Origin of the sequence: Streptomyces sp. R-74717, from assembly GCF_047305335.1 — a bacterium.
GTDB lineage: Bacteria > Actinomycetota > Actinomycetes > Streptomycetales > Streptomycetaceae > Streptomyces > Streptomyces atratus.
Map to the genome: position 1 here is coordinate 787,142 of NZ_CP102361.1, position 13,785 is coordinate 800,926.

At 67.6% G+C, this 13,785-nt stretch carries 11 protein-coding genes; 3 read left to right on the forward strand and 8 right to left on the reverse strand.

The window, feature by feature from the left end:
• Position 1: 1 nt before the first annotated feature.
• Positions 2 to 1,132, reverse strand: coding sequence for a site-2 protease family protein (locus NRF20_RS03730; protein ID WP_398631998.1), 1,131 nt, complete (start codon positions 1,130 to 1,132; stop codon positions 2 to 4).
• 238 nt (positions 1,133 to 1,370) lie between these two features.
• On the opposite strand from NRF20_RS03730, the gene NRF20_RS03735 reads away from it, so the two are divergent.
• On the forward strand, positions 1,371 to 1,754 hold the full coding sequence (locus tag NRF20_RS03735; protein ID WP_398632066.1) for an AAA-associated domain-containing protein: 384 nt from the start codon (positions 1,371 to 1,373) through the stop codon (positions 1,752 to 1,754).
• A 405-nt stretch (positions 1,755 to 2,159) separates the two neighbouring features.
• On the opposite strand, the gene NRF20_RS03740 is transcribed toward NRF20_RS03735, so the two are convergent.
• The 7 genes from NRF20_RS03740 to NRF20_RS03770 form a co-directional block, all read right to left on the reverse strand.
• The gene (locus NRF20_RS03740; protein ID WP_413751992.1) at positions 2,160 to 4,175 is read right to left on the reverse strand and encodes an acetoacetate--CoA ligase; all 2,016 of its coding nucleotides are present in this window, start codon (positions 4,173 to 4,175) and stop codon (positions 2,160 to 2,162) included.
• Between the two features lie 171 nt (positions 4,176 to 4,346).
• The gene (locus tag NRF20_RS03745; protein ID WP_413751993.1) at positions 4,347 to 4,931 is read right to left on the reverse strand and encodes an RBBP9/YdeN family alpha/beta hydrolase; all 585 of its coding nucleotides are present in this window, start codon (positions 4,929 to 4,931) and stop codon (positions 4,347 to 4,349) included.
• The gene (locus tag NRF20_RS03750; protein WP_413751994.1) at positions 4,928 to 6,178 is read right to left on the reverse strand and encodes an MFS transporter; all 1,251 of its coding nucleotides are present in this window, start codon (positions 6,176 to 6,178) and stop codon (positions 4,928 to 4,930) included. Before NRF20_RS03750 ends, NRF20_RS03745 begins: the two co-directional genes overlap by 4 nt.
• Before the next feature lie 111 nt (positions 6,179 to 6,289).
• A complete protein-coding gene (locus NRF20_RS03755) occupies positions 6,290 to 7,207 on the reverse strand; it encodes a TauD/TfdA dioxygenase family protein (protein ID WP_413751995.1) in 918 nt (305 codons plus the stop codon).
• Positions 7,208 to 7,246: 39 nt separating this feature from the next.
• Complete coding sequence (locus NRF20_RS03760; RefSeq protein ID WP_413751996.1) at positions 7,247 to 8,218, reverse strand: quinone oxidoreductase family protein; 972 nt, start codon at positions 8,216 to 8,218, stop codon at positions 7,247 to 7,249.
• 71 nt (positions 8,219 to 8,289) lie between these two features.
• Positions 8,290 to 9,348, reverse strand: a complete 1,059-nt coding sequence (locus NRF20_RS03765) for a 3-keto-5-aminohexanoate cleavage protein (protein WP_413751997.1) — start codon at positions 9,346 to 9,348, stop codon at positions 8,290 to 8,292.
• A gap of 384 nt (positions 9,349 to 9,732) precedes the next feature.
• Positions 9,733 to 10,755 (reverse strand): AraC family transcriptional regulator, encoded by a 1,023-nt coding sequence (locus NRF20_RS03770; protein WP_413751998.1) that lies wholly within the window; start codon positions 10,753 to 10,755, stop codon positions 9,733 to 9,735.
• Positions 10,756 to 11,120: 365 nt separating this feature from the next.
• Between NRF20_RS03770 and NRF20_RS03775 the strand changes: the two genes are divergently transcribed.
• Positions 11,121 to 12,206, forward strand: a complete 1,086-nt coding sequence (locus NRF20_RS03775; protein WP_413751999.1) for a TauD/TfdA family dioxygenase — start codon at positions 11,121 to 11,123, stop codon at positions 12,204 to 12,206.
• Between the two features lie 32 nt (positions 12,207 to 12,238).
• Positions 12,239 to 13,744: a long-chain-fatty-acid--CoA ligase gene (locus tag NRF20_RS03780; RefSeq protein WP_413752000.1), complete on the forward strand. Its 1,506-nt coding sequence runs from the start codon at positions 12,239 to 12,241 to the stop codon at positions 13,742 to 13,744.
• The last annotated feature ends 41 nt before the right edge of the window (positions 13,745 to 13,785 follow it).

Here is a 13,785-nt window from a genome sequence, read left to right on the forward strand (position 1 = left end):
CTCAGTCGGGCCCTTGGCCCCCCAGCGTGTGCCGCTGCATCAGCCGCGAAATGTCCTTCGCGGTGACGATCCCCACCAGATGGCCCCCGTCCACGACGAGAATGCGCATGCCCGTACCCGAGCGGAGCTTGTCGAGCGCCTCACTCAGAAGATCACTCGGGGCGGCAACCGCGCACTGTGACAGTGGGATCGCCACCTCACGCACGCGCAGCGCCTCCCGGCGCGCTCCCGGTATCCCGGCAAGCTTGCGTATCTGAACGATCCCGCTGGGACGGCCTTCGAAATCGAGCAGTGGCACGGCGGAATGGCGGGAGTTCACTGCCACCTCGTCGATGAAATGCCGGATGGTCAGCCAGTCGGCGCCGGTGGTCACCGGGCTGGACATGGCATCGGCGACCTTGACGCCCCGCAGTACCGTGTGGATCACGGCGCGCTGCCGTTCGGCGCCGGCAACGACCGTGATGAAGAGACCGACGAAGACGAGCCACAGCCCGCCCGGCACCCCGCGCAGAAAGGAGATCCAGCCGAAGGCCATCAGCAGCACGCCCACGACCTGACCGCTTCGGGAGGCCGCCCGATCCGCACGTTCCCGGTCTCCGGTACGCCACCACAACAGCGCCTGCACCACCCTTCCACCGTCGAGCGGCGCAGCGGGAAGGAGGTTGAATGCGCCCAGGAACAGGTTCGCCCAGCCGAGCCACACCAGAACGGCGGCGGGCACCGCCCAGCCAGACATCGAATGCAGCCCGATTCCCACTCCGAGCGCGGCGCCTCCAATGGCCAGGCTGGTGAGCGGCCCGCTGACCGCCACCGCGAAAGCCACCGCAGCCGTCTGCGGTCGCCCCATCCGGGTCATCCCGCCCAACGCCCACAGCGTCACATCCTGTACCGCGATCTTCTTCCTGCGGGCAGTCGCAGCGTGTGCCGTCTCGTGGAGCAGGAGGCTGCCCATGAGCAGCACGGCCCCCACCGCACTGGCGAAGGTATAAACCGCATCCGAGCGCCCTGGCGTCCATGCGGGGAGGGTCTGGCGGCCAAGACCGTACGCGAACAGGACCACCAGCAGCGGCACGCTCCAGTGCATCCGCAGTGGTACCCCGACAACTTGTCCGACGCGGAACGAACCGTTCATCGTCTTCTCCCGCCGGCTCGGCACCCAGTTCACCGGACAGGACCTCGCGACCTGACTCCGTGAACCGAGCGGCACGGCACCCACTCACAATTCTCGCTCTCGGAATCTCCCGCGGTCGGCCAATGGCCCAGGAAGGTGCTCTTCCGTTCCGTTGGTTCCATTCAGCACGTCGCTGCGCAGAAACGGTCGGGGAGGGCGGATTCAAGTTCAGCTGCCGGGTATCGAAGAGGCCGTGCTGATGGCCGACCGGATCGTCGTGCTCGGCTCCCGCCCCTACGGCACCATCCACGAGACCTTCGGCGCCGGCCTGGACCGGCCACGCGACCGCAACGGCGCCGCCTTCGAAGAGCTGATCGACCGCGTCATGAAACCCGTACCCCCGGCCGGGTCGAGGGTACGGAGCTGGACAGGCGCACTGGAAGTCGACGACATCCTGCCGCAGGTCGACGCCCTCGACCTGCTCGGCTTCGCCAAGATCAGCGGCAACGACCTGGTCCTCATCGAGAACGGCACCGACTGGGCCGGGGCCGGCGTCCAGCTGTCCAAGACGATCTCCGCGCAGGATTCGTCCGGGACTTGCTCGCTCACCACTGCACCAGCGAACAGGTCACCCAGCAGCTGAAGACCGGGGCCGCTACGCCGAGCTGCATGCCTACGACGCCGAAGCACGGCGTCGGTCCACGTACCGTCCGCATGGACAGGGCGCGGACAGCGGAACCGGGGCCGGCCGCGTCCGCCGGTCACCCCGGGATCACCCCGTCGGCCCCCGAACGATCCGGCGCCGAGGCACCCCGCGCCGGGACAGGTGCGAGGAGGTTCTGTCGCTGGGAGCCGGCGACCACCGGGTCGCCGGCTCCCAGCAGCGCGGCGGCACAGCCGGGTCCCGACCTGCCCGCCAAGCGACCTGACACACTGCCGGCCAGCAGGACCAACGGACCAGTGCGCCGTCAGCCCCGGTCATCACCGCCATTTCCGCACGTGCTGATGGATCCGGTGACGCGGTCCGTCCCAGGAACGGGCATGGAGATCATTTACCGTCCTGGCGGCCGCGTCGGTGTCCGGAAGGGAGCCTGGTGGCGAACCCCTCGAACCAGGCCAGCATCTCGGGGTGGGTGACTGCGCCCTCAGCGGTCACATCAGCGGCGCGGGCTCCCTGGATGATGCGCTTGACGGGGACCTCCAGCTTCTTCCCGGTCAAGGTGCGCGGCACGGCAGATATCGGAACGATGACGTCCGGAACGTGCCGAGGTGAGAGCGTGTGCCTGATCGACGTCGCGATGGCACTCCGAAGTGTGTCGTCGACGGATTCCCCTTCGGCGAGGACGACGAAGAGCGGCATGACGTACCGGCCGTCCGGCAGTTCGGCGCCGATGACCAGACTGTCTGCGATCTGGGGAAGCTGCTCGACAACGGCGTAGATGTCGGCGGACCCCATCCGCACGCCCATACGGTTGAGTGTTGAATCCGAACGTCCCACCACCACGACCGACAGGTCCGGTTCGACCGTGACCCAATCGCCGTGCCGCCACACTCCGGGATAGACATCGAAGTAGCTTGCGAGATAGCGCTGATTCTCCGGGTCGTTGACGAAGTGCAACGGCATCGAGGGAAGCGGTGCCGTCACCACCAGCTCCCCCTGCGCCCCGACAAGCGGCTGTCCGGAGGCGTCCCAGGCGGCGATGGCAACGCCGAGCCCGGGACACTGGATCCGGCCGACCCGCACCGGCAGGAGCGGGGAGCCCCCCGCGAGGACCGAGCAGACATCGGTCCCTCCACAGATCGACTGCAGCCAGACGTCGGGAGCGAGACGGTCGTAAACCCAGCGCCACGTGCTGCCGGGAAGCGATGAGCCGGTCTGCAGGATGGACCGCAGAGCGCTCAGATCGATCTCAGCCGCTGGGTGCGCATCCGCTTTCTCTGCTGCGACCAGGTAGGCCGCTCCCACGCCGACCATCGTCGCGCGCGTCTGTTCGGCGACCTTCCAGACGCCGTTGACGTCGGGGTACGTGGGGCTGCCGTCGTACAGGACGATCGTGGCGCCGTGCAGCAGGCCGCCGACCATGAAGTTCCACACCATCCAGCTGGTGGACGTATGGAAGAAATAGCGGTCGTCGCTCCGCAGGTCGACGCCGAGACCGAGGGCCTTGAGCAGCTCGACGACGATGCCGCCGTGACCCTGCACAATGCCCTTCGGTACGCCTGTGGTGCCCGATGACCACAAGATCCACAGGGGGTGGTCGAAGGCGACGTCGGCGAAGGTGAGTTCGGCCCGGGTGTCGAGCAGCGTGGACCACGTGTGCTGCTCCAGCTGAGGCCGCTGCGACCACGGTGAGGTGGTTGAGGACGTGGAGAGGTGGCCGACCGCGATCAGATGCCGGAGCGTGGGCAGCCCGTCCGCGATCTCAGCGACCGCCGGACGTCGGTCGAATTTCTTCCCCCCGTAGAAGTAGCCGTCGGCGGCCACCAGAACCGTCGGCTGCGCCTGCTGCAGCCGCGCGAGCACGCTGGACGTACCGAAGTCCGGCGAGCACACGGTCCACACCGCGCCGACAGCAGCACTGGCCAGCAACGCGACCACGGCATGGGACGTGTTCGGGAGGTAACCGGCAACGCGGTCACCAGGCCCCACGCCCATCTCGCGAAGGGATGCGGCGAGAGCGGCGACGTCGCGTCCGAGCTGCCGCCACGACGTCTCCACCGGAACGCCGCCTTCGGAGACACTGATCAAGGCCGGGCGCTCGTCGGTGGTACGGGCGAAGCATTGCTCGGCGAAGTTCATCCGCGCTCCCCCGAACCAGGAGGCTCCGGGCATCGACGCGTCGGCCAGCACCTCGTCGTAGCTGGTGACGGCGTCGAGGCCGTAGAACTCCCATACCGCCGACCAGAAGGCGGGCACGTCGGTGGTGCTCCACCGCCACAGCTCCGGGTAGTCGGCGAAGGACAGTCCCCGCGTTTCGCTCAGCCAGCGCATGAAGCCGGCGATGTTGGAGCTTTCGGCCGTCGAGCGGCTGGGGGACCACAGCAGGTCGGCATCGGTGCTCATCAGCGCCTCCAGGGGCGGGGTCGTGCGGGTGGGGACCGGTGCGTAGAGGCCGGCCAGGGGAAGCGCCTACGGGGCTCATCGACATGTCTGCAACGAGGGGTGCTCGGCCGCACACGGCTCCCTCCTGCCCGGCGCGGGCAGGAGGGAGCCGTGAGGCAAGGCCGTCGCCGGTCAGGCGGACATGTCGGACGAGGCTTGGACCAGCTCGCGGACGAACTCCTCCGCCCGGGGCCATGCGCCGTAGCCGGAGGCAGGGTTGAGGTGTCCGACCGGGCCGAGGTCCACGAGGCGGCTCCCCCATGCCCTGGCGAGATCGGCGACGCGATCGGCAGCGGCCAGGGGGTCGTTCGTGCTCGCTGCGACGATGCTGGGGAAGGGCAGGGGTGTCCGCGGCGTCGGCGTCCAGCCGTTTTCGCGCAGGGCTCCCAGGGTGGGGTAGCCCTCCGGCAGCGGCGTGTCGAAGTCCGGCGGCGCCGCCAGCAGTGCGCCCTTGACGGGACGCCGGTGTCGTTGTGCCCAGTGCACGGTGGTCATCACCCCGGCACTGTGGGCAACCAGTACGACGGGCCCGGAGATGTCCGACAGCGCCTCGTCCAGTGCGGCGACCTGGGCATCGCGGCTCAGCCTGTCCTTCTCCAGCGGGGGAACGGTTCGGGCGTCCGCGATCGTGTCGGCGAGGACGGTCTGCCAGTGGTCCGGCACATGATCGCGCAGTCCGGGGACGATGACGACCGTCGGCTGTGCGCTGAGATTCATGACTGCAGCTCCGGGATCTTGAGCGCCGGGCCGGGGAACAGCCCCAGACGGCGCAGGTCATTTTCGTAGGAGAACTTGCCGATGGTGAAGGCCACGCTGCTCGCTAGCGCGACGAGCGGGATCACCTGCAGTGCGCCGAGCAGGCCCAGGTGGTCCGCGAGCATGCCCGTCACCGCGGGCCCGGGGGCCAGCCCGAGCAGGCTGTTGGCCAGAGTGAGGGTGGCGAAAGCCGTCGCCGCAATGGCGGCGGGGGTCAGATTGGCCACCATGGCGGCCGCCGGACCGGCGGTGCCGCCGGCCACCAGGGTCCCGGCCGCGATCAACACGAGCTGCAGCGGGCCGACCGGCAAGTGGAATCCCGCCATCAGCAGCACGAACGACCCGAGAGCGCAGACAATCGCAACGATCCACTTCCGGGCCGCGGCCTTCCGGCTGAGGCGGTCCGCGACGATCCCGCAGAGGATCATGCCAATGCCACTGATCAGCGCGAAGACCCCGGCGGCCAGGCCGGCCTTCGCAGGAGGCATGTCGTAGTACCGGTTGAGGAAACTGGGTATCCACGCGAGCAGGGCCATCGCGATGAACATCTGCAGCCCGCTGCCGATGTAGGCGCAGACCACGGAGACCGAGGAGAACAGCCGCGGCAACTGGGCCCGGATGGGGGCGCGTTCACCGGACACGGCGCTGTTACGGATGGACGCCGGGCCCAGCCTCTTCTCGGTGACCACGAGGCCGTAGACCGCGGCCAGGACCAGTCCGAGGATTCCCATCGCGCCGAACGCCCAGCGCCAGCCATGCTCCTGGGCGATCACACCGCCGACCGACACGCCCAGCACGGATCCGAACGAACCCCCCGCCATGAAGGCTCCGGAGAGCGTGGCCCGCAAACCGATGGGGAACACGCTGAGCACCACCGCGATGCCGACGCTCCCGTAGGCCGCCTCTCCTACGCCCACCATGAACCGGCCCAGGAACATCTGGCCGTAGCTCGCGGAAATGGCGCAGCCCAGGGTCGCCAGGCTCCACGCCGTCGCGGCGATGACCAACATCCTGACCCGGCCCCAGCGGTCCGCCAGAAGCGACAGGGGGAAGGTGAGCACACCGACCATCAGGGCCACGATGCCGCTGAGAGAGCCCAACTTGGCATCGGAGAGCAGCCATTCCGCTTTCAGCAGGGGAAAAACCGCGTTGAGGACCTGTCGCGACATGTAGTCGGACAGCAGAAGCCCAAAACCGAGCGCGAACACCAGCCAGGCATAGGTGCGGGATACAGCCGGTGCGGCGGGAGACGTCCCCGGCACCGCTGTGCCGGCAGTGTGCAGTCCCATTGGCATCACCTTTTCGTCTCTGGTCCGGGCTCAGAAAGGTTTGTCGCCGACAATCCCCGCGCGCTCCATCTTGCGGACCGCGGGCCAGTAGTCCTGGACGGCGTAATGCTGGGTGGAGCGGTTGTCCCAGATGGCGACGCTGTTCTTCTGCCAGCGCCAGCGCACCTGGTACTCGGGGACGGCCGCCTGGCTGATCAGGTAGTTCAGGAGACTGCCCGCTCCGGGCGCGTAGTCCTGGCCGAAGCGCACGTTCTCGGGCGTGTGGTAATTGACGAAGTGGGTGGTGAAGGCGTTGACGAAGAGAATCTGCTCGCCGGTCTCCGGGTGGGCACGCACCACCGGGTGCTCCGGGTCCGGGAAGCGGGCCTTCAGCTGGTGGCGTTGCTCCGTCGGCATCACAGCGCCGAAGGTCGCCTCGATGCTGTGCCGTGCGTGCAGGCCCGCGATCTGCGTCTTGATGTGCTCCGGCAGCCTGCGGTAGGCCTCAGCCATGTTGACCCAGACCGTGTCACCACCCACCTCCGGTGTTTCCACGCAGCGCAGCACGGCACCCATGGGCGGGCACGCGCGCCAGGTTGCGTCGCAGTGCAGCGCGTTCTCGTAGTGCTCGGGTTTGCTGTCCAGATCCTTGTAGATACGGACCAGCCCTGGGTGGTCGGGGTCGCTGCCGACCGCTGGATGGTCCTCCAGCGGGCCGAAGCGCTCGGCGAAGGCGATATGTTCGGCGCGCGTGATGTCCTGGTCACGCAGGAACAGGACCTTGTACTCCAGCAGCAGCGCCTTGATCTCGGAGAACAGGTCGCCGTCGCGCGCGGCGTCGCCGAGGTTCACACCGGACAGTTCGGCGCCGATGGTGCAGGTCAGCGGCTCAACCTTGATCGAGGTACGGAGGACGCCCGGACGCACCAGGGCGGGCGTGTCTTCCTTCGGGCGGACAGTCTGGGGCATGTGCTCACTCCTGGGGGTCACGTGCGGGGCACGGCGAGCTCAGAGGACGAAGACGGAAGATCCCGTGGTCCGTCCCGCTTCCAGGTCACGATGGGCCTGTACCGCGTCCTGAAGGGCGTAGCGCTGGTTGGTCTCGATCTTGATGCGACCGGCCGCGACGTGCCCGAACAGCTCTCTGGCCAGGGCGTCCCGCTCCGCCGGCTCGGCGATGTAGTCGGCCAGTGCGGGGCGGGTCACGAACAACGAGCCGTGGATGGCCAGTTGCATGGCGTCGAGCGGCGGGACTCCTGAGGCCGTGCCGAAACACACCAACAGGCCGCGGCGTTGCAGCGAGGCCATGGATCCGGCGACGGTGTCCTTGCCGATACTGTCGAAGACGACCGGTACGCCTTTGCCGTCGGTCAGTTCACGCACCCGCTCGGCCACGTTCTCGCGCCGGTAGTAGATGATGTGCTCGCAGCCGTGGGCGCGGGCGACCTCGGCCTTCTCCTCGCTGGACACCGTGCCGATCACCGTGATGCCGAGGAGCTTCGCCCACTGGGAGACGATCAGGCCGACGCCGCCGGCCGCCGCGTGGAGCAGCACGGTATCGCCGGACTTCAGCGGATGGATCCGGCGCAGCAGGTACGCCGAGGTGAGTCCGCGCATGGTCATCGCCGCGGCGGTCTCGCAGCCGATCTCGTCCGGCAGCTTGATCAGTGAATCCGCGGGCATGACCCGCTCTGTGCTGTAGGCACCCAGCGGACTGCCGGTGTAGGTCACACGGTCGCCCTCGGCGACATGCGACACACCCTCGCCCACAGCCTCGATCACACCCGAGGCCTCCACGCCGAGCCCCGCAGGCAGCGGAGCCGGGTACAGGCCCGTGCGGAAATAGGTGTCGGCGAAGTTGAGTCCGACGGCGACGTGCCGGATCCGTACCTCGCCCGGACCCGGGTCGCCGACGACGACCTGTTCCCACCGCATGACCTCAGGGCCACCGGTTTCATGGAATCGAATGGCGTGTGCCAAGGCGTGCTCCGTTCACTCGTGTGTGGGGCGGCGGCGGGGCGGGAACCCGGGCCGCCGCCAGTGGGGTCGAGTCAGCTCTCGAGGTCGCGCAGCATGGAACCGCGCCGGCCGGGGCGGCGGTTGGGCACCATGCCGAGCCGGGCCAGGGTCGCGTCGGCGTCCGAGTACCATTCGCCGATCTTGTAGATCTTCTTCGCCTCCTGCCCGGTGGCGATCTCACGCCCGAGCGCATGGGCGATCTTGACCATCTGCTCGACCTGCTCCACGGAGGACATCCGCTCGCCCTTGTGCCGCCACAGGTTGTCCTCGTTGCCCACCCGCACGTGCGTGCCGAGGGCGATGCCGATCGCGTTCATCGGCGCCACCGCGCGCATGGATGCCTCGATGGTGAGCACGGCGCCGTCCGGGACACGGCGGATGAACTCGATCAGATCAGCCGGGTGCCGGCCGGCGAACCCGCCGCCGATGGCAACGTAGTTGAGCACCAGCGGACCGCTGTAGATGCCCTTGCGGATCAGCCGCTCCACGGTCTCCAGCTGCGCCATGTTGGCGAGTTGGAAGTGCGGCTGGATGCCGTTGGCACGGAGCCGCGTGAGGTGCTCGAGGTAGAAGTCGGGCCCGGCCTCGACCACCATGTCCCGATAAGCCTTGTAGTAGCCGGGCTTGGCGATCGAGGTGCCCTCGATGTCCTCGTCGTCGAAGAGCTCGACGATGTTCATCTGGTTGGTATTGATCGCGATCGTCACCTGGTCAGGCCTGGGAGTGATCTCGGCCAGCATGTGGCGAGTGTCGTAGCTGAGCCACTTGGCGTCGCTGCCCTCGTCCTCGGGGGCGAAGGAGATCGACCCGCCGATCTGCAGGACCATGTCCGGCACGGCCTCGCGCAGCCGGGCCATCAGTTCGTTGAACATGGACATGCGCTTGGACCCGTGGCCGTCCAGCTCGCGCACGTGGATGTGCAGCACCGTGGCACCGGCGTTGTAGCAGTCGACGGCCGCCTGCACGTGCTCGTCCATGGTGAGCGGCAGGTCGTCGGCGTCACCGGGCAACCACTCCGGCCCGTAGGGCGCGGCCTGGATGACCAGCCTCTCCTGGTTCTCCGGATACAGGGAGTCGTCGAAGAAATGCATGGTCCATCTCCTTTGTCGGATGGGTCTTCACTCGCCGCACGCATCACTGCCTTCGATGCGAGGCCCGGAGGGCTTGCGAGGAGCGGACGCGGGAATGCAGACGGGGTTCCCGGGCTCGCCGGGGGCTCGGATACGATCAGCGGGCCCGGGAGGGAACATTCGCTGCGGGCAGGATTTCTGCCCGGCCTCGTGGGATCGGCCATGTCCCTTGCGGTGAGGCAACGTTAAGGGCGGGCCAGGGCGCGCGCTTGACCGAAGGTGACAGAAGACTTGCCGCTTGGGGACATGCCTTGCCCTCGCGGCCGCCGTCCTCCGGGCCCAGGCAGGGTCATACCGGGATATGGCGTGAACGGCCGTTCCACGCCCCTGCAGAAATCCTGGTGGTCACTCCTCGCCGGAAGGCCGCTGCCTGGTGCCGCGGACCCGCCACTCCCTCGGACTGCAGCCGAATCGCTCGCGGAACCAGCGCGAGAAAGCACTCGGTGCCGAGAATCCCAGAAGCCCGGAGATCTCCGTGAACGAGCGGCGCGGGTTCGCCACGAGCTGCTCCGCGAGCTGGGTACGTGTGGCGTTGAGAACGGCGGAGAACGTCTCGCCCGAGGCCGCGAGGTGCCGGTGGATCGTCCTCCGGTCGATGCCGAGGCTGTCCGCGACCTGCTCGATCGAACAGCGCCCGGTGGGCAGCAGGACTTCGATCAGCTCACGCACGCGGTCCAGCACGGTGGTGTCCTTCGAGACCGCGATGGACTCGAAATACTGCCGGGCATAGGTCCGCAGCAGCGGGTCCGACATGGGGTTGGGAGCCTTGAGGTCGCTGGCGTAGAAGACGATCCCGTTGAACTCCCGGTCGAATTCCACTACGGGACCGAAGAGGCGCCGGTGGGTGCCGGGATCAGCTGGCGCGTCGTGCGTGAAGCACACGGACAGCGGCTGCCACCGGGCACCGAGAAAGCTGCGGAGGACTCCGTGGAAGACACCCACGGCCAGCTCCGTGGCCTGGCGGGCGGCCATGGCCTCACCCAGCTCGAGGCTCACCTTGAGGGTGGCCAGGCCGTTCGCCCCGGAGAGCCGGCTGCGGAGCATCTCGTTGTACATGTGCTCATGGCGGACGAGAAGTTCGAGGGCGCTGCGGACATCGGGCTCGTCACGCAGGACCAGACTGATGGGGCCGAGATTGGAAAAGCTGCGTCGCTCGGCGAGGAGCAGGCCGAAGTCCCCGCGCCGTGAGGCCGCGGCCGAGAGTTCGAGCAGCTGGGTGACCGCCGCGCCGGGGATCCATCTGTCCTGGACCGCGAGGCCGACAGGGTCCAGGCCCACGCGCTTCATCAGGGCCCTCGCATCGATGCCCAGCGACTGGCTGACCTCGACATAGTTGTTCAGCGCTGCATTGCGGACAAGAGGCTTCATGGGCGCGCTCCAAGGGGGCTTTGTCCCCAAGTGATAAGTGAGATGTCACGTCACGTCAAGCCATGGGCCACGTCGTGACCTAGCGTTGCACCACCGCGGTGGGGTTCTCCGCCTGGATACGGCGTCCCGGCCGATCGGAAATCCAGCGGAGAACACCATCGCAAAAAATCTCAAGTGCTGACCGGCACTGAAAAGGCGGCACGGAATTTCCTGCAGATCAATGGATTCGAGGCAATGACACGCACCGAAGCCGTCAGAAATATTCCACAAAGAAAGGTGAGAGGTCGTCCGCACGATTCCCGTTCCAGCCGGCAATGAGCTGCACACGAGTCCGAAGAGAGACGTACGACCTGAGGGAGGTCACCATGACGAGCGTGATCAACGTGCTGCGTCGGCCCTGCACCGGGCCGGCCGTGTGGGCGGGTCCGGACCTGGCGGACTCCGAGGAATGGGTCCTGCGGCTCTCGGCGGCGCAGATCAACGAACTCGAGGCGGCCCTGCGCGCGGTGCGTGCGCGGGGCCTTCCACTGCTGAAGATGACCGCCGGCGACTTTCCGCTGCCGACCTTGGCCGGCGAACTGGAGCGCATTGCCGGCGTACTGGAGAACGGACGCGGGTTCGTGCTCGTCAAACGCATTCCGGTCGAGCGATACAGCCAGGCGGCGGCGAGCACCATTTTCTGGGGAGTGGGCCAGTATCTGGGTGTTCCGGTGTCGCAGAACGCGGCGGGCCACATGCTGGGCCACGCCCGGGACACCGGCCGTAGCCTTGCCGACCCGGGAACGCGCGGATATCAGACCAGAGCGGTGCTGCCGTTCCACACCGACGGGTCCGACGTCCTCGGGCTGCTGTGCCTGCGAGCGGCCCGCTCCGGCGCACGGACCGCCGTCGTCAGTTCGGCGGCGGTCTACAACGCCGTCCTGGCACGGCGGCCGGATCTGGTCGAGCGACTGTACCGCACACATTTCCTCGACCTGCGGGAGGAGCAAGCCCCTGGCGAGCGCCCGTACGCCGCGGTCCCGCTCGTGTCCTTCAGCGAGGGCAAGCTCAGCATGCGCTACAACCGCTGCTACCTCGAATCCGCACAGCGCTTTCCCGACATTCCCCGCTTGGAGCCGACGGACGTGGAACTGTTCGACCTCGTCGACGCACTGGCAAAGTCACCGGAGTTCCGGCTCGAGGTCGACTTCGAGGTCGGCGACCTGCTGTTCCTCAACAACCATGCGGTTCTTCATTCCCGCACGGAATATGAGGACTTCGACGAGCCCGAACTGAGGCGCCACGTCCTGCGGCTGTGGCTAACCGTGCGGCAGGGACGCGGCCTGCCGCCCGGCTTCTGGGGAGATCCGCACAGCACCGGCGGCGGTCCCGGTCGCGGCGGGGTTGCCCCCCGCGACGTGATCGCGAAACAGAACTCCGCGGGCCTCGGCGGCTGCCGGCACCAACGATGACCGCCACCAACCCAGATCGAAGAGGAAACCGAATGAACAACCTCGCCACGCTCCTGGCCCGATCCGCCCGGGCCGACGGCAACCGCGTCGCCGTTCGCCAGGATGAGATCGCCCTCACCTATGGCCAACTGAACGACGCGAGCGCCCGGTTCGCCTCACTGTTGCAGACCAAGGGTGTCCGTCCGGGCGATCGCGTCGCGTTGGTCATGCCCAACGTCACCTGTTTCCCGGTCGCGTACTACGGCATCCTCCGCTGCGGTGGCGTGGTGGTGCCGATGAATCCGCTGTTGAAGGCCCGTGAAATAGCCTTTGCTCTCCGGGATTCCGGATCGCGGATCGTGGTGACACTCCAGCGGTGCGCGGACGAGGTCGCAACGGCCGCGGCGGAAGTCGGGGCCGACTGCCTGGTCACCGACTCGACGGCGTTCGACACCCAAGTGCGGGCCACCGAACCGATGCCCCACGTCGTCGACCGGGCGGAGGACGACACTGCCGTGATCCTCTACACATCGGGCACGACAGGGACCCCGAAGGGCTCCGAGTTGACCCACCGCAACCTGATGACCAACGCGGCCACCGCGACCGAGACGCTGCTCCACGTCAGGCCGGGCGACGTACTGTTCGGGGGCCTGCCGCTGTTTCACGCCTTCGGACAGACCTGCGCTCTCAACACTGCCGTCGCCGCGGGCGCCACTTTGACCTTGCTGCCGCGGTTCGAGCCGGCCAAGGCGCTGGAGATCATGCATCACGACAGGGCCACCATCTTCCTGGGCGTCCCGACGATGTACACAGCCCTGCTCCACACCGAGATCCCCGACGGCTACGACCTCTCACGACTGCGCCTGGCCGTCTCCGGCGGTGCTTCCTTGCCGGTCGAAGTACTGCACGACTTCGAACGGACATTCGGCGTCACTGTGCTGGAGGGCTATGGGCTGTCGGAGACTTCGCCCGTCGCGTCGTTCAACCCCCCGGACAGGCCACGCAAGGCCGGCTCGATCGGCCTCCCGATCCGCGGGGTCGAGCTCAAGGTCGTGGCGGACGACGGCACCTCGGTGGGCCCGGGCGAGGTGGGTGAGATCGCGATCCGCGGCGACAACGTGATGAAGGGCTACTGGAATCGTCCGGATGCGACCGCGGATGCCATCCGGGACGGGTGGTTCCACAGCGGCGACCTGGCCCGTGTCGACGAGGACGGCTACTACTTCATCGTCGACCGGAAGAAGGACCTCATCATCCGCGGCGGATACAACGTCTACCCACGCGAGATCGAGGAGGTGCTCTACGAACACCCGGCCGTCGCCGAAGCCGCAGTGGTCGGCGTGCCGCACGCGACCTACGGAGAGGAGATAGCCGCCGTCGTGACCCTCCGCGACGGTGCACAGATCACGGCCGATGAGATACGCGACCATGTCAAACAGCGGGTGGCGGCCTACAAGTATCCGCGGATCGTCACATTCACCGACGCACTCCCCAAGGGAGCAACGGGCAAGATCGTCAAGCGGGAGATCGTCGTCGAGCAGAAGGCATCCACGGACTGAACCGATCGGGTTCGACGGCGGCAACCGCAGGAAGACGCTGC